At 62.5% G+C, this 19881-nt stretch carries 20 protein-coding genes and 3 tRNA genes; 14 read left to right on the forward strand and 9 right to left on the reverse strand.

What is annotated here, in order from left to right; translation table 11 throughout:
* The first annotated feature begins 102 nt into the window (after positions 1 to 102).
* From Q0949_RS20345 to Q0949_RS20355, 3 genes are all read left to right on the forward strand, one after another.
* Positions 103 to 969, forward strand: coding sequence for a LysR family transcriptional regulator (locus tag Q0949_RS20345; RefSeq protein WP_299376859.1), 867 nt, complete (start codon positions 103 to 105; stop codon positions 967 to 969).
* A gap of 105 nt (positions 970 to 1074) precedes the next feature.
* On the forward strand, positions 1075 to 2019 hold the full coding sequence (locus tag Q0949_RS20350) for an alpha/beta fold hydrolase (RefSeq protein WP_299376862.1): 945 nt from the start codon (positions 1075 to 1077) through the stop codon (positions 2017 to 2019).
* Between the two features lie 32 nt (positions 2020 to 2051).
* Positions 2052 to 3032: a haloalkane dehalogenase gene (locus Q0949_RS20355; protein WP_299376865.1), complete on the forward strand. Its 981-nt coding sequence runs from the start codon at positions 2052 to 2054 to the stop codon at positions 3030 to 3032.
* 353 nt (positions 3033 to 3385) lie between these two features.
* Here the strand turns inward: Q0949_RS20355 and Q0949_RS20360 are convergent, their stop codons facing one another.
* From Q0949_RS20360 to Q0949_RS20370, 3 genes are read right to left on the reverse strand one after another with little or no spacing between them, the layout of a single operon-like run.
* Complete coding sequence (locus Q0949_RS20360; protein WP_299376868.1) at positions 3386 to 3709, reverse strand: TfoX/Sxy family protein; 324 nt, start codon at positions 3707 to 3709, stop codon at positions 3386 to 3388.
* Between the two features lies 1 nt (position 3710).
* A complete protein-coding gene (locus Q0949_RS20365; RefSeq protein WP_299376871.1) occupies positions 3711 to 4088 on the reverse strand; it encodes an iron-sulfur cluster assembly accessory protein in 378 nt (125 codons plus the stop codon).
* Between the two features lie 14 nt (positions 4089 to 4102).
* On the reverse strand, positions 4103 to 4972 hold the full coding sequence (locus tag Q0949_RS20370; RefSeq protein WP_299376874.1) for a LysR family transcriptional regulator: 870 nt from the start codon (positions 4970 to 4972) through the stop codon (positions 4103 to 4105).
* Between the two features lie 82 nt (positions 4973 to 5054).
* Between Q0949_RS20370 and Q0949_RS20375 the strand changes: the two genes are divergently transcribed.
* Complete coding sequence (locus Q0949_RS20375) at positions 5055 to 5201, forward strand: hypothetical protein (protein ID WP_299376877.1); 147 nt, start codon at positions 5055 to 5057, stop codon at positions 5199 to 5201.
* 10 nt (positions 5202 to 5211) lie between these two features.
* Here Q0949_RS20375 and Q0949_RS20380 read toward each other — a convergent pair whose 3' ends face one another.
* The 5 genes from Q0949_RS20380 to Q0949_RS20400 form a co-directional block, all read right to left on the reverse strand.
* Positions 5212 to 5574, reverse strand: a complete 363-nt coding sequence (locus Q0949_RS20380; RefSeq protein ID WP_299376880.1) for an SUF system Fe-S cluster assembly protein — start codon at positions 5572 to 5574, stop codon at positions 5212 to 5214.
* 68 nt (positions 5575 to 5642) lie between these two features.
* On the reverse strand, positions 5643 to 6125 hold the full coding sequence (locus Q0949_RS20385; protein WP_299376883.1) for a hypothetical protein: 483 nt from the start codon (positions 6123 to 6125) through the stop codon (positions 5643 to 5645).
* A gap of 139 nt (positions 6126 to 6264) precedes the next feature.
* Entirely contained in the window at positions 6265 to 7197 is a 933-nt protein-coding gene (locus Q0949_RS20390; RefSeq protein ID WP_299376886.1) for a hypothetical protein, read from the reverse strand.
* 83 nt (positions 7198 to 7280) lie between these two features.
* Complete coding sequence (gene rimK, locus Q0949_RS20395; protein ID WP_299376888.1) at positions 7281 to 8657, reverse strand: 30S ribosomal protein S6--L-glutamate ligase; 1377 nt, start codon at positions 8655 to 8657, stop codon at positions 7281 to 7283.
* A gap of 77 nt (positions 8658 to 8734) precedes the next feature.
* On the reverse strand, positions 8735 to 10243 hold the full coding sequence (locus Q0949_RS20400) for a pentapeptide repeat-containing protein (RefSeq protein ID WP_299376891.1): 1509 nt from the start codon (positions 10241 to 10243) through the stop codon (positions 8735 to 8737).
* A 553-nt stretch (positions 10244 to 10796) separates the two neighbouring features.
* Here Q0949_RS20400 and tgt point away from each other — a divergent pair.
* From tgt to Q0949_RS20425, 5 genes are all read left to right on the forward strand, one after another.
* A complete protein-coding gene (gene tgt, locus Q0949_RS20405) occupies positions 10797 to 11924 on the forward strand; it encodes a tRNA guanosine(34) transglycosylase Tgt (protein ID WP_299376894.1) in 1128 nt (375 codons plus the stop codon).
* Positions 11925 to 11981: 57 nt separating this feature from the next.
* Positions 11982 to 12446 carry a putative metalloprotease CJM1_0395 family protein gene (locus Q0949_RS20410; RefSeq protein ID WP_299376897.1) on the forward strand — a complete coding sequence of 155 codons (465 nt, stop codon included), beginning with the start codon at positions 11982 to 11984 and terminating at the stop codon, positions 12444 to 12446.
* 477 nt (positions 12447 to 12923) lie between these two features.
* Entirely contained in the window at positions 12924 to 15332 is a 2409-nt protein-coding gene (gene lon / locus Q0949_RS20415) for an endopeptidase La (protein ID WP_299376900.1), read from the forward strand.
* 218 nt (positions 15333 to 15550) lie between these two features.
* A complete protein-coding gene (locus tag Q0949_RS20420) occupies positions 15551 to 15988 on the forward strand; it encodes an HU family DNA-binding protein (protein WP_299376903.1) in 438 nt (145 codons plus the stop codon).
* Positions 15989 to 16047: 59 nt separating this feature from the next.
* Positions 16048 to 16122: transfer RNA gene (locus Q0949_RS20425), tRNA-Val, on the forward strand.
* A 307-nt stretch (positions 16123 to 16429) separates the two neighbouring features.
* Here Q0949_RS20425 and Q0949_RS20430 read toward each other — a convergent pair.
* Complete coding sequence (locus Q0949_RS20430) at positions 16430 to 16717, reverse strand: YciI family protein (protein WP_299376906.1); 288 nt, start codon at positions 16715 to 16717, stop codon at positions 16430 to 16432.
* Positions 16718 to 16802: 85 nt separating this feature from the next.
* On the opposite strand from Q0949_RS20430, the gene Q0949_RS20435 reads away from it, so the two are divergent.
* From Q0949_RS20435 to Q0949_RS20455, 5 genes are all read left to right on the forward strand, one after another.
* Positions 16803 to 17606: a LysR family transcriptional regulator gene (locus Q0949_RS20435; protein WP_299376909.1), complete on the forward strand. Its 804-nt coding sequence runs from the start codon at positions 16803 to 16805 to the stop codon at positions 17604 to 17606.
* Between the two features lie 8 nt (positions 17607 to 17614).
* On the forward strand, positions 17615 to 18190 hold the full coding sequence (locus tag Q0949_RS20440) for a histidine phosphatase family protein (protein ID WP_299376913.1): 576 nt from the start codon (positions 17615 to 17617) through the stop codon (positions 18188 to 18190).
* 35 nt (positions 18191 to 18225) lie between these two features.
* Positions 18226 to 18301: transfer RNA gene (locus Q0949_RS20445), tRNA-Val, on the forward strand.
* 369 nt (positions 18302 to 18670) lie between these two features.
* Complete coding sequence (locus Q0949_RS20450) at positions 18671 to 19609, forward strand: pirin family protein (protein ID WP_299376916.1); 939 nt, start codon at positions 18671 to 18673, stop codon at positions 19607 to 19609.
* A gap of 195 nt (positions 19610 to 19804) precedes the next feature.
* Positions 19805 to 19881: transfer RNA gene (locus Q0949_RS20455), tRNA-Asp, on the forward strand.

Raw genomic sequence — 19881 nt, forward strand, 5'->3', positions numbered from 1 at the left:
GCTTGTCCTTTCGAAGCGCGTGTCCCCACAAGACTACTGGTGCCTTTTCGCAAGATCACGTAGGGTATTGGCACCTAAATGGTGCAAAAATGCGAGGACGGCTTGGACTGGGAAGACATCAAAACACTGCGCGCCGTTGTCCAGCACAAGACGGTTCGTGCGGCGGGGGAAGCGCTTGGTGTCCATCACACCACGGTTGGTCGAAGGATCGAGTCGCTGGAAGAAAGCCTCGGCACCAGCCTGTTCAACCGAACGCCAGACGGGTTGCTTCTGACCTCTGCCGGAGAGACCCTGTACCGGGTCGCACAGACTTTTGGCGAAGCATTGATTGATGCGGAGCGCAGCATCGCGGGCCTTGATGATGAACTGGCCGGTCCGTTGACCGTCACGATGCCCGAGCCGTTGCTCAATGTGCTCTTCATGCCGGAGTTGCCAGGTTTTACCGCGCAACACCCATCAATCGAGTTGCGTTTTGATACGTCATTGTCGATTCGGGACGTTGCGCGGCGCGAGGCGGATTTTGCCGTGAGGCTGGACAACAACCCGCCGGACACTTTGGTGGGCAAACGGCTTTATGCATATACAGAGGCGGCCTATGCAACGCCCGACTATTTGTCACGTGATCCAAGATCATATCGCTGGCTTGGCTGGGGGACGGCGACGCAAGGTGCGCCGGAATGGGTGCGAACATCTGAGTTTCCGAACAACCCTGTTTGGGGCGTCTTCCCAACCATCCCGGCGCAACACGCGGCGGCACGCGAAGGCATAGGTCTTGCGATCCTGCCGTGCTTGTTTGGCGATGCCGACCCGGACCTGCAGCGCGCAGGCAAGAGGGCACCCATCAAGAGCCGGGACATCTGGTTGCTTACGCATAATGATCTGCGCCAGACGGCGCGTGTCCAAGCCTTCATGGGCTTTGCAGAGGCCGTTTTGCGCAAACATCGGAAGCGTCTGATTGGCGAGGCGTGAGTGCGTCGCGAAAACGCACCAATTATCTGCAAACATACTCCGTGATGTTGCGAAATTGCGCTGCTACTTCTGAACCAACGCAACAAACCTGGTTCGGAAGCCCCTATGCTCGACACATCCAAAGCCGTGCATCCACGCATTAAAGAACTGGGGCTTGAGCGCGAGTATCCATTCGCGTCCCACTTCATTCAGACGCCGATGGGTCAGATGCACTACCTTGATGAGGGCGCGGAGAATGGACGCTCCACTGTGCTTGCGGTGCACGGAAACCCGTCATGGTCGTTTCTGTATCGGGCGCTGGTGAAAGGGCTTTCGGCAGAGCGTCGCATAGTCGTGCCGGATCACATTGGCTTCGGTCTGTCTGACAAACCTGATGACGAAGCCGCCTATACGCTGAAGGCCCACATCGACCATCTCGAAGCTTTGGTCCTCCGGCTTGACCTCAATAACATCACCCTGGTGATGCAGGACTGGGGCGGCCCGATTGGCCTGGGCGTCGCGGCACGTCATCCCGAGCGCATCAAGGCACTGGTGGTGATGAACACATTCGGGTTTTACCCACCGGTCGACGGGATGAACCCCGAAAAGCTCAAACTGCCACCACCGCTCCTCATGATGCGGTCCAAGGGCCTTGGCGACTTTATGGTGCGCCGCTTGGGATTCTTTGAGCGGCAGGTCATGACTATGGCCACCGCGACAAAGCGTCAGGGTGCCGCGAAGCGGGCTTATCGCGACATTTTCCGGAACCGTTCGGAGCGCGCCGGTGTCATGGCGTTTCCGCGCATGATCCCGACCAACACCGCGCATCCGGCGGCCAAGATCCTGCTCGAAGAGACAGGCCCCTATGTCGAACGGTTTGACGGCCCGGCACAAATCTTCTGGGGGCTGAAGGACCCGTTGATCCCAATCGGCGCATTGGCCGCCTGGAAGAAGCGTTTGCCTCAGGCCGGCGTCACCGAGTTCAAAACAGCGCGTCATTATCTGCAAGACGACGAGCCCGACGCCCTCGTGCGTCAGCTGCGCACGTTTTTGGCCACGAGGGCCGATTGATACACCACTCACGACCTACAAGGAGACAACACATGACCCTCAAGATTTCTCGCCGTACCGCTTTGCAAGGGACCGTTGCGGCAGTCGCTTCCGTAATGGCGCTTCCTGCGCTCGCCGAAGGGTTTACCCCTTCCGCAGACATGCCGTTTGAGAAAAAATTTGTCGATGTGAACGGCTCAAAGATGGCCTATGTCGATGAGGGCAATGGGCCAGTGGTCCTTTTCCTGCATGGCAATCCGACGTCTTCCTATCTTTGGCGCAATATCCTTCCGTTTGTCACGGACACGCATCGCGCCATCGCACCTGATCTCATCGGCATGGGCGACAGTGACAAGCCTGACATCGACTACACGTTCGCCGACCATGCGGACTACCTCGATGGTTTCATCGAAGCCCTTGGTTTGCAGGACATCACCCTGGTCATCCATGACTGGGGATCGGTCCTGGGGATGCGATACGCGCGTCTGAACGAAAGCAACGTGAAAGCTGTCGCCTTCATGGAAGCAGGCATCCCGCCTGCGCTTCCCGCCCCCAGCCTTGAGGCGATGGGGGAGCCAAGTGCGCAACTCTTTGGGATGTTGCGCTCTCCCGCTGGCGAGGAAGCGGTTTTGCAAGGCAACTTCTTTGTTGAAGAAGTCTTGGGCAAGATGGCCGTCGCAACACCGCTTTCGCAAGAGGTACTGGACAACTACCGTGCACCGTTCCCAACGCCTGAAAGCCGCAAACCCACCTTGGTCTGGCCGCGACAAGTACCCATCGCTGGCGAGCCTGCGGACACCGCCGAAGTGATCACGGCCAATGGGGACTGGCTCTATTCCACCGATATGCCCAAGCTGATGTTTCACGTAGCACCAGGTGCATTGATGCCGCCACCGGTCGTTGAATACGTGAAGGCCAACGCGTCAAATCTGGAAGATGTGTTTCTCGGCCCCGGCGTTCACTTTGTCCAGGAAGATCACCCTGAAGCCATCGGTCGCGCCCTGCGCGACTGGGTCGACCGGCTGCCGAGATGAGGAGCGAGAAAATGAGCACGCAAGCCGATCATCGTTTCAGCAAGCGCGTCGTCATATGATGCGCAAGCTGTACCGACGGCATCCAACCGTCTGCGAAACCGATGAAATCGCAGCTGACCTGCTTCGATATTCGCGCTCGTGATCCAAGATCATGGGTACAGCACGCGCACGCAGTTCTTCCGGACATCGCTTTCCAGAGTTCTTCTTTTCCATAACCCAGTATCCTTGCTTTTGGGGCTCCGGCAAATAAGGGGCGGTTCAGATCGTCATAGAGGTTCGCTTCGTCCCGCGCAGCCGCCGTTGTTCGAGCAGATGGATACGTCCGATCTGGCCCGCCTCTTGAGGCCAAGACCCTACAGGTGCGCCAGCGCGGCGCGGGCGAGTGTGGTGGCCTCTTCGGCGTCGTCCAGGGCGCTGTCGGGGAGGTGCCAGTAGGGCATGGCGGTGGGCGGTTTGCCGCTGCGGGCATAGGTCCAGCGCTCGAGCCCCATCGCCTCGAACCGGGCCTGCATCTCGCCCTGGCCCTTGAGCAGCAACCGGCCGTCGCGCATCAACACGGCAAAGATCACGCCGTCGGCATAGATCGCGAGGCCACCGAACATCTTGCGGGTGGTGAGGGGGCCAAGCCCGGCAAAGAGGTCGAGGGCGTGTTCGATCTCTTCGTCCGAGACGGCCATGTCAGCTGCTGCGTTCGGCGGCCAGTTCGTCGACGCCCTTGAACGAGATGCTTTCGCCGCAGCCGCAGGCATCGGCCACGTTGGGGTTGTTGAACTTGAACCCGGATTCCAGCAGCGATGTCTCGTAGTCGATTTCGGTGCCGAAGAGGAACATCTGGGCCATGGGCGCGATCAAAACGCGTGCGCCGTCCTGTTCGACCACTTCGTCGTTGGGGTCGGGCGTGTCGACATATTCCATGGTGTATTCCATACCCGCGCAGCCGCCCTTTTTCACGCCGATGCGCAGGCCGGAATGGCCTTCTTTCTCCATCAGTCTGGAGATTTGGGTGGCGGCGCGGTTGGTGATGCTGACGGCTTGCTTGCCGGGGATCGAAAACATGTGAGGGGCCTCGTTTATCCGACTGTTAAGGTAGGGCTTTGGCCGGGGTCTTGCAAGGGGCGCGGGCGGGTGAGGCCGCGTGCAAGGGCGTCGAGGGCGGCGCGGATCGGCGGGTCGTGGCGGGTGTCCTGGTGACAGACCAGCCATTCCTCGGCGGTCAGCGCGTCGATGATGCCGGAGACGCGTGTGAGTTCTGGCACGCGGTCGCCCGCGAAGGTGGGCAGCACGACGCGGCCCGCGCCGGAGCAGGCCAGTGCCATGCGCACCTGCGGCTCGTTCGAGACGGCGACCATGTCGGCGCCGTGATGGGCGACGGTCCAGGCCTCGGAGGGCAGGGCGGCGGTGTCGTCGCTGGGCCCGATCCAGCCGGTGACGTGGTCACTTGTGGCATAGGCCGCATGTTCGACCAGTCCGGTGCGGCGGCCTGCGAGCCAGGGATGGGTGGGGCGGCGGTTGCGCACGCCGATGTCGACCTCGCGGCGTTCGATGTCCAGATCGCGATTGCAGCTGACGAACTCCGGGGTCCAGGGCGCGTGCGGTGTCCAGTAGTCCGCGAGGTGGCGGGCGAGGTGGTCGGTCGTCCAGGTGCCAGCCGAGATCCGCACGCGCGGCGCGCCGGTCTGTTCGGCGGACCAGTGGGCGATGTCGCGGGCGGCGGCCTCCATCCGCTTGGCGCGGTCCAGCAGGGCGCGCCCCTCGGTCGTGGGGGTGTAGCCGCTGGCCCCGTGCACAAAGAGCCTGCGGCCCATGCGCTGTTCGAGCGCGGTCATGCGCCGTGACAGGGTGGCCTGGCTGAGCCCGGTTTCGCGGGCGGCCCCGGCGAGCGATTCATTGCGTGCCACGGCGGTGAAGAGGCCGAAATCGGTCCAGTCGGTGATTTGCATATTTGCAAGCCTAGCTGCGAACCCGGCCTCTGACAATGCGGCGCGGGGGCTGCCATATTGGGGTCAGAACAGGAGACCAGACATGAAACATCCCTACAAGTCGTTGGAAATGCAAAGCATCTACGAGGAGGAGCAGGCCGCATTTGCAGAAATGAAAGAGCAGATGCAGGCGCGCAAACGCCGGGCGCGGCGCAGACGGGCGTTGATGTGGGTGATGCGGCGGCTGTAGGCGCGTGGGATTACATGAAGCCCAGTTCGAGACGCGCCTCGTCGGACATCATCTCCATGCCCCAGGGCGGCTCCCAGGTGAGTTCGACATCCACTTGCTTGACCCCCGGCAGCGGTTCGACCGCATCGGCGACCCATCCCGGCATTTCGCCCGCAACGGGGCAGCCGGGTGCGGTGAGGGTCATGATGATCTTCACCTCGTTTTCGGCATTGATATCAATCGTATAGATCAGGCCGAGTTCAAAGATGTTCACCGGAATTTCGGGGTCATAGACCGAGCGGCAGGCCTCGACCACAGCCTCGTGCAGGGGGTGATCGGTGGAGGACGGCGCAATCAGCGGCGTGCCTTCGAGCTGTTCATTCGGCTGGTTCATGGTGACCCCGTGGTGGTTCCTGAGTGTTTATATAGGGATAGCGGCGAGGGGGGTAAAGGGGGCGCAGCCTAGGCCCGCCGGTTCACGGCGATCGCGACCACAACAACCAGCATGCCGGCCACCAGAACCCAGGGTGCCGTGCCGTCGGCCGCAGCGCCTATTTCGAGATCTATTGTTGTGTTGGTAATTGTCCCGGCAACGGTGGGCCATGCGCTGGCCGGGGCCAGCCAGGTTGCGAGTATGGCGGTGGCAAAGGAAAAGAAGCAGGCCCACAGACGCCCCTCGATGCTGCGCATGAGGATCAATCCGACCCAGGCCAAACCCACACTGATCAGGACCGCGGCAAAGGTCCAGAGCGCGGGCATGGTGCCACTGGCAAGGCTGAGCATGATGGCGGTCACAAGACCGGCGGTCGCCAAAAGGCCGACCGTCAGCAGGACAGCGCCAACAAGGCTGCGGTTCGATTTGGTGGGGTTGGGGGCGGCACCGGTGCGGCGTGGTAGGACGCGACCGAACCTGTGCCACCACTTCAGCGGCGGTGACCGAGGCACGGGAATCGTGCGTGTGTCTTTGTATGGGTTGGGTTTGGCCAACGTGTGATCAGGTGCTCGACTTGGGTTTGTCGTCCTGATCCATGGGCGCGCGGGGCATTCCCTGCCATCGTGCCTGTGTCATCGGGGCGGTCCTTTCCTATGGCGCGTACTTGCGCAAACTGGCTTCGATACGTTTGAACATATCATGATTGTGGTAGGATTTCAACTCTTCATCCTCCAGTATCGTGGTGAGAGCAACGGCAAAGTCCAGTGTGTCGCGTGACCTTTCGATGGCCGCCTCAAGCCGTCCAGTGATATAGCCGGACCATTTGCCATCCTGCGACAGCGCAATGATAAGCAGGTTGGTGACGATCTTGGGGTGTGGCAGGCGGTCCTCAATCACGTGGATGACGAGGTTGACCACCTCGTCATCGGATTTCATTGCGGAGGGCAGTGACATCAGGTTGAGCGCGAGATCCGTCGCCAGGTGGAACCGCGTGTCGCGCCGCGCATCCGAATTGGTGTTCCACAGCAGTGCCAGGCCCGTGCGCAGGTGGTCGATGGCGTTTTTTATGTCGCCCCGTTGTAGATGCGCGATAGCCAGGTGATGCCGCAGCTGGGGTTCTATGGCGCTGAATTTCGAGTTGCGGAACGCCTTGAGCGCGGCACCTGTCAGCTGCGGTTCGACGATGTCGATCACACTGAGCCATTCGCCTTCGTCGAACCGCTGCAAGGCGCGGGGCCAGAAGTCGGGATAGGCCAGCCGTTCGCCCGCCGTATAGGGATCCGGGCGAAACCTGGAGAAAAAGCCGATGCGCGTTTGCCGCGTCTCTTCCATCAGCGCGACGAGCGCGTCGGGGTCGTTCAGGTCCAGTTCCTCGGGGCGGTTCTGCAAGGCGAGGTAGGCGGTGACCGAGGCCACGGAGGGCGCGACGCTGTTTTTCAAATTGTCGCGGTCGCGGCGGATCGTGGATGCGGACACCTTGTTGTTCAGCATCTTGCTCAACGCTTCGGGGCTGAGATGTCCGAACTGCGCAAAGAACTGTGAGGCGGCCATCATGCGCCGCGAGTCTGTCCAGGGTTTGTCCATCTGCGCACCTTTGGGCGTTTCACATATGTGACGAAGATAGTGCGATACGACGTTCAGATCAATGACGGGCGTGTGCCCGAACCCTAGCCGCGCTTGCGCACGGGCCGTGGCTTCACGCGGGTTTCGATCATGTCGTAGACGCGGCCCACGATGTCCTTGCCGGTGGCGTTCTCGATGCCCTCGAAGCCGGGGCTGGAGTTGACCTCGAGCACTTTTGGGCCCGTTTCGGAGCGCAAAAGGTCGACGCCGGCCTTGCCCAGGCCAAAGGCACGGGCGGCGCGGACGGCGGTGTCGCGTTCTTCCTTGCTGATGCGCACGGATTTGGCGGACCCGCCCCGGTGCAGGTTCGAGCGGAAATCTCCGTCGGCCCCGGTGCGTTTCATGGACGCCACGACGCGGCCGTCGACCACGAGGCAGCGAATGTCTTCGCCTGCTGCCTCCTTGACGAAGTCCTGCACAAGGAAGTTGGCGCGCAGGCCGCGGAAGGCGTCGATGACGGATTCTGCGGCCTTTTTGGTTTCGGCCAGCACGACGCCCTTGCCTTGGGTGCTTTCGAGCAGTTTCACGATCACGGGTGCGGTGCCAACGAGGCCCATGATGTTGGCCGTGTCCTTGGGGGAGGCGGCAAAGGCGGTGGTGGGCATGCCGATCTTGCGCGAGGCGAGGATCTGGTGGGCGTGCAGCTTGTCGCGGCTGGCGGTGATGCCGGTGGAGCCGTTGACGCAGTAGGTGCCGGTGGTTTCGAACTGGCGGATGACGGCGGTGCCGTAGCTGGTGATGGAGGCGCCGATGCGCGGGATCACCGCGTCATAGCGGGGCAGGCGTTTGCCGTCGTAGTGGACCTCGGGCGCCATGGCGTTGATGGCCATGTAACAGCGGGTGGTGTCGATCACCTCGACCGTGTGGCCACGGGCCTCGCCCACTTCGACGAGGCGGCGGGTGGAGTAGTTGTTTTCGCGGCTGAGCACGGCGATGCGCAGGGACCGGGCGGGGGCCACCTTGCGCATGGCGGAGGAGTGGTAGACGTCGTAGCTGAGATCCGGCTGGAGCCGTTTTTCGGAGGCGGTGATGGTGATGTGATCGGCCAGCGCCTGACGGCCCAGCAGCATGCGCGAGGTCATCGACGAGCGGTCGGTCAGGGTGACTTCGATGGGCCAGGACTGGCCTGCGACGGTGAGCGTGGTTTCGATGACATAGCGCAGTTCGGCCTCGCCATTCGACGACGTCACCTCGCGCCGGTCGAGGATGGGTGCGGAGCAGGTGATGGCCACGTGGTCCTTGCCCGCGATGGGGTGGACGTTGAAGCGGACTTTGGGGGTTTTGGCGGGGCCGAACACTTCGATGTCGTGGGCATGCAGGGCGGATGTGCGCGCGCCGGTGTCGATCTTGGCCTTGAGCGCGGGCAGGCCGAGGTCGGGCAGGCCGATCCATTCCTCCCATCCGAAGTTGAGTTCGTCCATGGTGCATCCCCGCGTTGGTTGAATGGCCACTCTACCAAGCCGCGCGCGCGGCCACAACGCGAAGGCGGCTGGCGGGATCAGTTGCCGTCGGCCGTTGGTGCATCAAGCGGGGGCGCCTGGCAATCCGCCAGGCCGAGTTCGGCCAGCCGATCGCTGCCGGTCAGATCCTGTCCGCGCAGGCGCAGCATCTGGCGCAGTAATCGGCCTGACAGACCGGAAATGGTGTTATTGGAACTGATCGCCCACCAAATGTAGACCTCTTCAAATTCCTCATCGCTCAATTCCACGTTCAGCCATTGGCACGGGCGTTCGGTGAGGTTTGCGAACCCGTCGGGCACCTGCACGGATGCGTCCAGAAATACCGTGGAAAAGTCCGTGGTAACGTCCCAAAGGGCGTTTTCCAGATTGACGTGCCGCAGCGCACCATAATCGTTCTGCACGCTCGAAAAATCTGTGCCGGTCATGTCAATTGGGTTATCTTTGGTGCCAACAATGCGGGACTGGCTGAGCACTGCGCCTGTGAGGTCAGCGCCGACCAGGACTACGTTTTCCAGTCTTGCGCGCCTCAGGTTCACGCGGGGCATCGTTGCTCCGGCAAAATTGGTTTCGGATGCTGTGACGCGAGACAGATCTGCCGTCGCCATCTGGGCAAAAACCAAATTTGCCTCCCGCAGGTTGGCGCGGGCCAGGGTCGATCCGATCAATTCGGCGCTTCTCAGGTCTGCTGCCTGGAGATCGGCGCCCGACAGGTCGGCATAACGCAGGTCTGCATTTGACAAGTCGGCCCCCTGAAGGCTGGCCTCGGACAGGTCTACGCCACCAAGAGCGCCGCCAGCGAAGTTTACACCATTGAAACGCGCGCCACGCAGGCTCATTTGCGACAGCGGCAGTTCTGCCAAGAGCATTTGGCAATTCCGGGTATCGAAGAACCGTGTTCCTTCGAGCATCTCGAAGGAGATCGTGGCACCGGCCCACATTTCCTTGGGCGGCAGTTTCAGGCCGACACCAAATGCCTCGGTCAGATCGGAGTTTCGGAGATCTGCCCAAGAGATGTCGTGACTGCCAATAGACTCGATTTGCGCATCGCGGCGGCGGAGCCATTCGGCCTCAAAGTCATCCACTTTGGACTTTTCCCAGCTCTCGAATTCGGCAACCTGCAAGGTCTCGCGGTCGGCAAAGCTTTTTAACGCATCACGGCGTGCAAATTCGCATTCGATCCAGTCTTCGGGGCGATGGGTCAGATTTTCGTCGCGCAGGTTCAGCGGCGCAAGTCGTTCGGGATGTTTGCTGACGGTCCGCGTCTTGCTGGTCGCGGCAATGGCAGGCAACAGCACGACAAGTGCGACCATGGCCGGGAAGGACGCAAAAAGGCGCGTGCGTTTGCCCTCGCTTTTGGTTTTCATCCGGGTGTAGGACATCGCAAAACTGGCCGCACCGATGAGGATCGAGGCTAGGAGCGCGATGCCGGCGATGGACGTCATCAAAAGATCGCGCGCCGGCATGGATTGCCACCACAGAAAGCAGAGAATGACCAGCCCGAAGGCCCATGCCAGGACAAAATTGAGCAACATGGCCGCGCTTTCCATGGTGCGGGGCGTTGTACAGGCGTCCTTGCGCAGAGAGGCGCGCAGGTGCAGGGCTGCGTCCGTGACAAGCCAGGGCGTGATGATGTCGCCAAGAGGACGACCCGCGTGCCGTGCGTCGGCCGTGCTCAGCGCGTCCCAGAGGCGTATGAGATAGAGGTGGAAGTACCCGTAGATTGCGGCGACCAGAACGGGCGCTGCGAAAAAGAAATACCGCGTTGGAACATCGAAGTTGACGAGGGGCAGAGTGGTCGCCCGGTCGACCCCGTAGAAGTCGACATGTTTCACGCTCATGAGCGTCAGGCCGATAAAGACCAGAACACCCAGAAGGGCGAACCATGTGTTGCGCGCATTTGTTGTCAGTGCGTTGATGCGGTCAATGTCAGTCGGGTTGTCGGCCATCTCTAAGGACTTTGTCTGGGCAGATCCGCCATGTAAAATCTCTGAATTCAATTGGGGCGAGTATGTGTGGGCGCGCGGCGGACGGTCAAGGGATCTGTGGTGCGCCTTGCGGTGGGGGCTTGGCATTTTTGCGCAGGCGCGCCATGAGGGCGGCATGACCAGCTTTTCCTTTGATCTGAATGCCACCGATGGCCGCGCGCGGACCGGGGTGATCACCACGCCGCGGGGCGAGATCCGCACGCCTGCCTTCATGCCCGTGGGCACGGCCGCCACCGTCAAGGCGATGATGCCCGAGAGTGTGCGCGCGACGGGGGCCGATATCCTGCTTGGCAACACCTATCACCTGATGCTGCGCCCCACCGCCGAGCGGATCGATCGGTTGGGGGGCTTGCACAAGTTCATGAACTGGGACCGGCCGATTTTGACGGATTCCGGTGGGTTTCAGGTGATGAGCCTTGCGGGTCTGCGCAAGCTGACCGAGGAGGGCGTGACGTTCAAATCCCACATTGACGGGTCCAAACATGCGCTGACGCCCGAGCGGTCGATGGAGATCCAGCGGCTCTTGGGCTCGGACATCGTGATGTGTTTCGATGAATGCCCTGCGCTGCCTGCGGATCGGGACCGGATTGCGGCGAGCATGCAGTTGTCGATGCGCTGGGCGCGGCGGTCGCGCGAGGCGTTCGGGGACCGGCCCGGTCATGCGCTTTTCGGGATCCAGCAGGGCGGATTGGAGGAGGATCTGCGCGGCGAGAGTGCCGAGGCGCTGAAAGAGATCGGGTTCGAGGGGTATGCGGTGGGAGGTCTCGCCGTGGGCGAGGGGCAGGAGGCGATGTTTGCCTGTCTCGACTATGCGCCCGAGCAGTTGCCCGTGGACAAGCCGCGATACCTGATGGGGGTCGGCAAGCCGGATGACATTGTAGGTGCTGTGGCGCGCGGCATCGACATGATGGATTGCGTGTTGCCGTCCCGGTCGGGGCGGACGGGGCAGGTGTTTACGCGGCGCGGTGTGGTCAACATCAAGAACGCGCGCCATGCGGATGATCCACGCCCCTTGGATGCGGCGTGTGGGTGCCCTGCCTGCCGGGGCTATTCGCGGGCCTATCTGCATCATGTGTTCCGCGCGCAGGAGATGATTTCGGGGATGCTGCTGACCTGGCACAACCTGCACTACTATCAGGATCTGATGGCGGGGATGCGTGCGGCGATTGCCGAAGGGCGGTTCGACGCGTGGCAGGCGGCGTTCCATGCCGAGCGGGCCGAGGGGGATATCGCGCCTTTGTGAGCGGCAACGCTTTGTTAACCGGGCGCTGGCTAGGATCGTCGTGCGGAGGTACGTGCGATGGATGCAGGTCAGGACAGTCTTGGTGGCGCGTGGGACGTGGTTGCGCCCATGATCCAGGCGCGCCAGCGCGAGGTGGCGGAGCGCAACGCGGCCGGGCTGACGGAGGCCGAGCAGGAGACTGTGGCGGCGATGCGGGCGCGGGACGCCGAAGTGCGCGCCCATGAGCAGGCCCATGCGCGGGTGGGTGGGCAATATGCCTCTGCGCCAAGCTATACCTATCAGGCGGGACCGGACGGGCGGAATTATGCCGTGGGCGGGGCCGTACAGATCGATGTGGCGCCGGTGGCCGATGATCCGGTGGCGACAATCAACAAAATGGAGGTTGTGAAGGCGGCGGCGCTGGCCCCGGCGGAGCCGTCGGCGGCGGACCGGCAGGTGGCCGCGCTGGCGGATGCTTTGCGGGCGCAGGCGGTGGCGGATCAGGCGGCGGCGCGCGCGGCGTCGATGGATGTGCGGGTATGAGCCGGGGGAGCGATGGTCAGGAATTCCCCCGTCGTGCAGTGCGATCCTGTGGCATATGTTGTGTCGAACGAACTGGAGGGACGATCATGCAATTGGCGGTGATTTCGACAACATGGCTGGCAGTGTCGGTATTGGCGGCGGTCATATTGGTGTGAGAATGGGACCGGCGCGCGTGTGACGCTGCGCGCCCCACGACGCCCCGCCCGCCATCCCCGGCGACAGGTGCGGGCGGATTGACGCATGTGCCGGGGGAAAATGCCCCATATTGGGGCCTGTGGCGCAAAGTTTACCACAGGTTGTGGCAAAAATCTGGGGACAGTTTGCTGCATCCCATTGCACCCTTGTCGCGGGCAGGTCAGGATACACCTTGAAATCGAGCGGCTGAGGGCACAGATCCAACAGTCCGAACCCGAGGAGACAGACCATGGTTGCCGCATGTCGGGGCCGCGCTGTCTTGCCAATGATAAGGAAATGAGCATGCAAGAGCCACTCAACGCCTCTTACCCGGTGCTGCCGTTGCGCGATATCGTGGTGTTCCCCCACATGATCGTGCCGCTGTTTGTGGGCCGTGACAAATCGGTCCGCGCCCTCGAAGAGGTGATGGCCGACGACAAGCAGATCCTGCTGTCGAGCCAGATCGATCCATCGATCGACGATCCGGATGCCGCGGGCATCTACAAGGCCGGCGTGCTGGCCAATGTGCTGCAACTGCTGAAACTGCCCGATGGCACCGTCAAGGTGCTGGTTGAGGGGCAGGCGCGGGTGCGCATCACCGAATATCTGGACAACGACAATTTCTTTGAGGCGCGCGCCGAGTATCTGACCGAGATGCCCGGTGACATGGCCACCACCGAGGCGCTGTTGCGGTCGGTGGGCGAGGAATTCGAACGCTATGCCAAGGTCAAGAAGAATGTCCCCGAAGAGGCGTTGACCGCCGTGGGCGAGACCACGGAGCCTGCCAAGCTGGCCGACTTGGTTGCGGGGCATCTGGGCATCGAGGTCGATCAGAAACAGGACCTTTTGGAGACGCTGAGCGTGAGCGAGCGGCTGGAGAAGGTGTATGGCCTGATGCAGGGCGAGCTGTCTGTTTTGCAGGTCGAGAAAAAGATCAAGACCCGCGTGAAATCCCAGATGGAGCGGACGCAGCGCGAATATTACCTCAACGAACAGATGAAGGCGATCCAGCAGGAACTGGGTGACGGCGAGGACGGCAAGAACGAGGTGGCCGAGCTGGAAGCCAAGGTCGCCGAGACCAAGCTGAGCAAGGAAGCCCGCGAGAAAGCCGAAGCCGAGTTGAAGAAGCTCAAGAACATGTCGCCCATGTCGGCCGAGGCCACAGTTGTGCGCAACTATCTCGACTGGATGCTGTCGATCCCGTGGGGCGTGAAATCCCGCGTGAAAAAGGATCTGGGCCGGGCGGAACGGATCCTCGACAACGATCACTATGGTCTTGAGAAGGTCAAGGAACGCATTGTCGAATACCTGGCCGTCCAGCAACGCTCGAAGAAGATGAAGGGCCCGATCATGTGCCTTGTCGGCCCTCCGGGTGTCGGCAAGACGTCGTTGGGCAAGTCGGTGGCCAAGGCCACGGGGCGCGAGTTCATCCGCATCTCGCTGGGCGGGGTGCGGGATGAATCCGAGATCCGCGGGCACCGCCGGACCTATATCGGGTCGATGCCGGGCAAGATCATTCAGGCGCTGAAAAAGGCCAAGACGACAAACCCGCTGATCCTGCTCGATGAGATCGACAAGATGGGGCAGGATTTCCGGGGCGACCCGGCGTCGGCCATGCTCGAAGTGTTGGATCCGGAGCAGAACGGCACATTCGTGGACCACTATCTTGAGGTGGAATACGACCTGTCGAACGTGATGTTCCTGACCACGTCGAACAGCTACAACATGCCGGGGCCGCTTTTGGACCGGATGGAGATCATCCCGCTGGCGGGCTATACCGAGGATGAAAAGCGCGAGATTGCCAAGCAGCACCTGATCGGCAAACAGGTCAAGAACCACGGGCTGAAGAAGTCCGAGTTTGCCCTGGAGGATGCGGCGCTGGATGACATCATCCGGTATTACACCCGCGAGGCGGGCGTGCGGAACCTGGAGCGGGAGATCGCCAAGGTGGCACGCAAGTCGCTGACCAAGATTGTCAAGAAAGAGGTTGAAGAGGTTGTCGTAACCCCCGAAAATCTCGACGAATTCCTGGGCGTGCGCAAGCACCGCTATGGTCTGGCCGAAAAGGACGACCAGGTGGGTGTCGTGACCGGGTTGGCTTGGACCTCTGTGGGTGGCGATTTGCTGCATATCGAAGCGCTGAAGCTGCCGGGCAAGGGTCGGATGAAGACGACGGGCAAGCTGGGCGATGTGATGAAGGAATCCATCGATGCGGCGGCGTCCTATGTGCGGTCGATCAGCCCCGAGATCGGGGTGAAGCCGCCCAAGTTCGACACGCTGGACATCCACGTGCACGTGCCAGATGGCGCGACGCCAAAGGACGGGCCGAGTGCTGGTCTGGCCATGGTGACGTCGATCGTGTCCGTGCTGACCGGGATTCCCGTGCGCAAGGATATTGCGATGACGGGCGAGGTCAGCCTGCGCGGCAATGCGATGCCCATCGGTGGTCTCAAGGAAAAGCTGCTGGCCGCGTTGCGCGGCGGGATCAAGACCGTTTTCATTCCTGAAGAGAACGAAAAGGATCTGGCCGACATTCCGGACAACGTGAAGGAGGGGCTGGAGATTGTACCGGTCACCCATGTCACCGAAGTGCTGGAACGGGCCCTTGTCGGGTCGCCCGAGGCGATCGAATGGGACGAGGCGGCCGAGGAGGCGGCGGCTGCGGCGGCGGCGGCGGCGCGCAACACCGGGGCAGGCGCTGTGGCGCACTGACCTGGAGTTTTCGAGTTAAGAAGGGCGTGCAAACGGTTGTTTGCGCGCCCTTTTTCTTTGTACGCTTGCGCCGTGCGCGGTCCGGTGGAAACAGTGCCTGAGATTGTTGCAGTTTTGGACACAATCGTCAGAAAAGCGCGGAACCACTTTGTTTTTATGGAATCAGTCACCTTTTCGCGGTAAACGGGGCGCAAATATAACAAATGCAGAGGCATATCATGGCGACCCGTACAACCAAGACCAGCACCAAATCGACCTCCACCACCAAGGCGAAAACGACCAAGGCCGCGACGTCCAAGACGGCAGCGCCCGTCGTTGTGGATGCGCCGCAGCCCGTGGTGTCGGGCCCGATGATGCGCAAGAAGGAACTGGTCGATGCGGTGGTCACCAAGTCGGGGATGAAGAAGAAGGACGTCAAACCCGTTGTCGAGGCGATGCTGTCGGTTCTGGGCAGCGCGTTGCAGGACGGGCGCGAGCTGAACCTGCAGCCCCTGGGCAAAGTGAAGATCAACCGCGAAAAGAAACTGCCGTCGGGCAAGATGATGATCGCCAAGATCCGCCAATCCGAAGACCTGCCCGTGCTGGAAGCGGCACCCGATCCCAAGGATCTGGACACGGGCGTGACGACAGACACCAAGGATGCCGCCGCCGAATGATTTTTGGCCCGGCGGCTCTTGCCAGTGCGCGCGCCTTTGGCTAAGAGGCGCGGGCTGGCGGGTGATTAGCTCAGTGGTAGAGCGCTTCGTTCACATCGAAGATGTCAGGAGTTCGAATCTCTTATCACCCACCATTTTCTCCGTTCTGAATTGCTGATCCCGCCGGGACACTTGAGAGCCTGACCGACGCGCGCCGCTGCGCGGCACTCTGGGTCCCTCTCGCGCACGGCTTTGCCGCACGCTGCCGGGCATCGCGCGCCACTTCGCGGCACGCTTGCAGGAGTTCTGATCTCTTATCTCCCACCATTTCTCCCTGTCTCGTATTGCCGGTCTGCCGGGCCCCTGAATGCCCGACCGCGGCGCGGTGGCGCTGGATCACGCGAGTGGATAAGGACAGATCAATCCAGCTGCGCGATACGCTGCATCGAGGCGCGTCCCGGATCAGGTCACGGCACCGTCTGAAAAGACCTGGTGCCAGCGCAAGACCTGCACGGATTTGCGGAGACCCGTGGGCCAGAACGGGTCGTTGTGTACCAGCGCCCAGGCGGTATCGGCGTCCGGCACGTCCGCAAGCCAAGCGCCGCCAGCGCCTTCCTCGCCATCAAACAGTGGGCCTGCGGACACGATCTGATCCTTGTGCGCGGTCAGAAATGCGAGATGATCGGCCATGTAGGTGGCGCGCACGTGATCGTGGTCAGGGGCGTCTTCGAACAGGATGAGAAAGGGCATCTATGTCTCCGCTTAGGTGCGAACCCGTTATAGACCTGCAAAAATCCGTGTAACATGTCCCTGTTTGCTGGAAGGGGTTGCGTTTATGCAGGATGTGTCCTGGGACGATCTGCGGGTCTTTGCCGCGGTTGTGGAGACAGGCAGCTTTGCTGCCGCCGCCCGCGTGCTAGGCCAGCACGAGACAACGGTGGCGCGGAACGTGCACCGTCTGGAGGACCGCATGGGCCAGATCCTGTGGCGTGGGCCGGAGGCTGGGGTGACGGCCGAAGGGGCGGTGGTGGCAGAGCACGCGGCCGCGATGGCAGGGCAGGCAGCGCAGGCGCGGGCCGCGATGGGCGGGCAGGGCGCGTTGCGCGGGGCGGTGCGCCTGACTTCGGTGCCGTGGCTGATCGAGGCGGCGCTGTTGCCGGTTTTGCCCGGCTGGCAGTTGGAACGGCCCGCCATCGCCATGTCTGCGACAGGCGGGCATGACAGCGTCAACCTGCTGCACGGAGAGGCTGACATCGCGCTGCGCCTGGCGCGGCCCGAGACGGGCGGCGACGTCATCGCCCGCAAGCTGTGCGATGTGCCGTTCGTGGTCGCAGGGGACGGCCCGGAATGGATCGGCTACGTGCCCGAGATGCAGCACCTGCCCCAGGCGCAGTGGACGCAGGACAACGGTCTGCCGGTCGGCTTGCGCCTGTCGGACCAGATGGCGGTCTGTGCCGCGGTCCGGGCCGGTCTTGGCCGCGCGTGGGTGCCGCGCTGTCTGGGGCTGTCCCCGACGGGGCCGGAGGTGCGCACCCGGCCCCTGTGGTGCCTGACCCATCCGCGCACCCGCCACGCGCCCGCGTTGCGCGCGGTGGTGGAGACGCTGTTGCCCCTTGTGGTGGCCAGAGTGGCGCAGTAGCCAAGGCCATGACCTATCCCGACCTGATGATCCTGCGCCATGGCGAAACCGAGTGGAACCGCGAGGGCCGTATGCAGGGTGAACGCGACAGCCCCCTGACCGATCTGGGCCGCGCACAGGCGGCTGCTCAGGCGCGGCTGTTGGCGGCACATGCGCCGGATGATTGGCCTGTGTGGTCCAGCCCGCAGGGGCGCGCATTCGAGACCGCGAGGATTGCCCGGCCTGGTCATGACATCATCACGGATGCGCGCCTGGTGGAGATTCGCATGGGGGTTTGGACCGGTGCGCTTCGAACTGACATAGCGCGGCAAGCGCCGCATCTGTTTGACCACGACACGGATCTGACGTGGTACGACCATGCGCCGGGCGGCGAGGGCTTGGAGGCGCTATATGCGCGGACGGGCGCATTTCTGCAGACGCTGGCGGGCCCCGCTGTGCTGGTCACCCATGGCATCACGTCGCGCATGTTGCGCTGCCACGCGCTGGGGCTTGCGCCGGGCGCATTTGCGGATCTGCCGGGCGGGCAGGGGGTCGTGTATCACCTCTCGGGCGGTGTGCAGACCTTGCTGTCAGAAGAGGCTTGAAGCCGGTGCGCGCCTTGCGCTAAGAGGCTGTCAGCGGGTCGTTAGCTCAGTTGGTAGAGCGCTTCGTTTACACCGAAGATGTCGGGAGTTCGAGCCTCTCACGACCCACCATAAACCGGCTGTATCGTTGATCTGACTGTTGCGCGCGGCACAGCGCCCGACCGACGCGCATCGCCTGCGGCGCTGCTCTGGGTCGGGAGTGCGAGCCTCTCACGATCCACCAAAGTCCAACGAATGCCCTGACTTGATGGGTGCGCCCAGCGGACGGCACCACGTGCGCGCGTCCGCTGCGCGGTCACGTTGCGTCTGCAGTGCTAACCTTTCACGACGCTGTTGTCGGGCCGCGGTGAAGGGGGATGTCCACCGAAGGCTGGCCGATGTGTGCGCGAATTTGCACGAATGCCCTGTATTTTTGGATGTTGTGTGCGTCACCGCCTGCGCTATCTTACGAAACAGCCACCACAAAAGGAGCGCCGAGACATGAGTTGGAACCCCGCGCTGGATCCTGATTGCCCGAAGGGCGATGCCGTTGATGCCATTGAGACCGTGATTGTGCCGCGTGCGCGTGATCTGGGCGGGTTCGAGGTGCGCCGCGCGCTGCCTGCGCCCAAGCGGCAGATGGTCGGGCCGTTCATATTCTTTGACCAGATGGGCCCTGCGGAGTTCGTGACCGGCAAGGGGATCGACGTGCGCCCGCACCCGCATATCGGGCTGGCGACGGTCACATATCTGTACAAGGGCAAGATCCATCACCGCGATTCCCTCGGCACCGATCAGTGGATCGAACCGGGGGCGGTGAACTGGATGGTGGCGGGCCACGGCATCACCCACTCCGAGCGCACGGATGGCGAGATCCGCAAGAACCCGCACAACCTTTTTGGCATTCAGACCTGGGTGGCACTGCCCAAGGATGCGGAGGACAATCCGGCGGATTTCCAGCATGCGGCCAAGGACACTTTGCCGTTTCTGGAGGGCGAGGGTAAGGAAGTGCGGCTGATCCTTGGCGATGCCTGGGGCGAGAAGGCACCGGTGGAGACGTTCTCCGAGATGTTCTATGCCGACGCGGTCCTTGAGGCGGGTGCGCGTATCCCGCTGCCTGACAACCATGAGGACCGGGGTGTCTATGTGGTCGACGGGTCGGTGACGGTCGCGGGCGAGACCTATGATGCGGGTCAGATGATGGTGTTCCGTCCGGGCGATGCGATGTCGTTGCAAGCGGGCGCGCAGGGTGCGCGGCTGATGATGCTGGGCGGGGCGACTCTGGAAGGGTCGCGGCATATCTGGTGGAATTTCGTGGCCTCCTCCAAGGAGCGGATCGAGGCGGCCAAGGAGGCATGGCGTGCGGGCGACTGGGCCCATGGCCGGTTCCAGCTGCCCCCCGGTGACGACGATGAGTTCATCCCGCTGCCGGACAAGTGAACGTGCCTGCGGGCGGTGTTTTGCACCCGCGCCCCTTGGCTGATGCGCAGTGCAATGGTTTGCGGTGGGCGTACCGGAAGGAACGGCGCGCATTTCCCGTCGGCTCGGAGGGTCGGCGGGCCATTTATTTGCAAAACCGCGCAAAGCCTGCTTGACGCCGTCAAAGTCGCGCCATAAACCCGCGAAACGCAGCGGGCGGTTGTAGCTCAGTTGGTTAGAGTACCGGCCTGTCACGCCGGGGGTCGCGGGTTCGAGCCCCGTCAACCGCGCCA

It is taken from the genome of uncultured Tateyamaria sp. (assembly GCF_947487805.1).
GTDB lineage: Bacteria > Pseudomonadota > Alphaproteobacteria > Rhodobacterales > Rhodobacteraceae > Tateyamaria.

Bases quoted from the DNA above. Each gene is read 5' to 3' on its own strand.
- Q0949_RS20365 (WP_299376871.1), bottom strand. From the start codon at position 4,088: ATGTTTTCGATCCCCGGCAAGCAAGCCGTCAGCATCACCAACCGCGCC.
- Q0949_RS20355 (WP_299376865.1), top strand. From the start codon at position 2,052: ATGACCCTCAAGATTTCTCGCCGTACCGCTTTGCAAGGGACCGTTGCG.
- Q0949_RS20375 (WP_299376877.1), top strand. From the start codon at position 5,055: ATGAAACATCCCTACAAGTCGTTGGAAATGCAAAGCATCTACGAGGAG.
- Q0949_RS20435 (WP_299376909.1), top strand. From the start codon at position 16,803: ATGCAGGATGTGTCCTGGGACGATCTGCGGGTCTTTGCCGCGGTTGTG.
- Q0949_RS20370 (WP_299376874.1), bottom strand. From the start codon at position 4,972: ATGCAAATCACCGACTGGACCGATTTCGGCCTCTTCACCGCCGTGGCA.
- Q0949_RS20450 (WP_299376916.1), top strand. From the start codon at position 18,671: ATGAGTTGGAACCCCGCGCTGGATCCTGATTGCCCGAAGGGCGATGCC.
- Q0949_RS20400 (WP_299376891.1), bottom strand. From the start codon at position 10,243: ATGGAAAGCGCGGCCATGTTGCTCAATTTTGTCCTGGCATGGGCCTTC.
- tgt (WP_299376894.1), top strand. From the start codon at position 10,797: ATGACCAGCTTTTCCTTTGATCTGAATGCCACCGATGGCCGCGCGCGG.
- Q0949_RS20410 (WP_299376897.1), top strand. From the start codon at position 11,982: ATGGATGCAGGTCAGGACAGTCTTGGTGGCGCGTGGGACGTGGTTGCG.
- Q0949_RS20380 (WP_299376880.1), bottom strand. From the start codon at position 5,574: ATGAACCAGCCGAATGAACAGCTCGAAGGCACGCCGCTGATTGCGCCG.
- rimK (WP_299376888.1), bottom strand. From the start codon at position 8,657: ATGGACGAACTCAACTTCGGATGGGAGGAATGGATCGGCCTGCCCGAC.
- Q0949_RS20360 (WP_299376868.1), bottom strand. From the start codon at position 3,709: ATGGCCGTCTCGGACGAAGAGATCGAACACGCCCTCGACCTCTTTGCC.
- Q0949_RS20420 (WP_299376903.1), top strand. From the start codon at position 15,551: ATGGCGACCCGTACAACCAAGACCAGCACCAAATCGACCTCCACCACC.
- Q0949_RS20440 (WP_299376913.1), top strand. From the start codon at position 17,615: ATGACCTATCCCGACCTGATGATCCTGCGCCATGGCGAAACCGAGTGG.
- Q0949_RS20430 (WP_299376906.1), bottom strand. From the start codon at position 16,717: ATGCCCTTTCTCATCCTGTTCGAAGACGCCCCTGACCACGATCACGTG.
- Q0949_RS20350 (WP_299376862.1), top strand. From the start codon at position 1,075: ATGCTCGACACATCCAAAGCCGTGCATCCACGCATTAAAGAACTGGGG.
- lon (WP_299376900.1), top strand. From the start codon at position 12,924: ATGCAAGAGCCACTCAACGCCTCTTACCCGGTGCTGCCGTTGCGCGAT.
- Q0949_RS20390 (WP_299376886.1), bottom strand. From the start codon at position 7,197: ATGGACAAACCCTGGACAGACTCGCGGCGCATGATGGCCGCCTCACAG.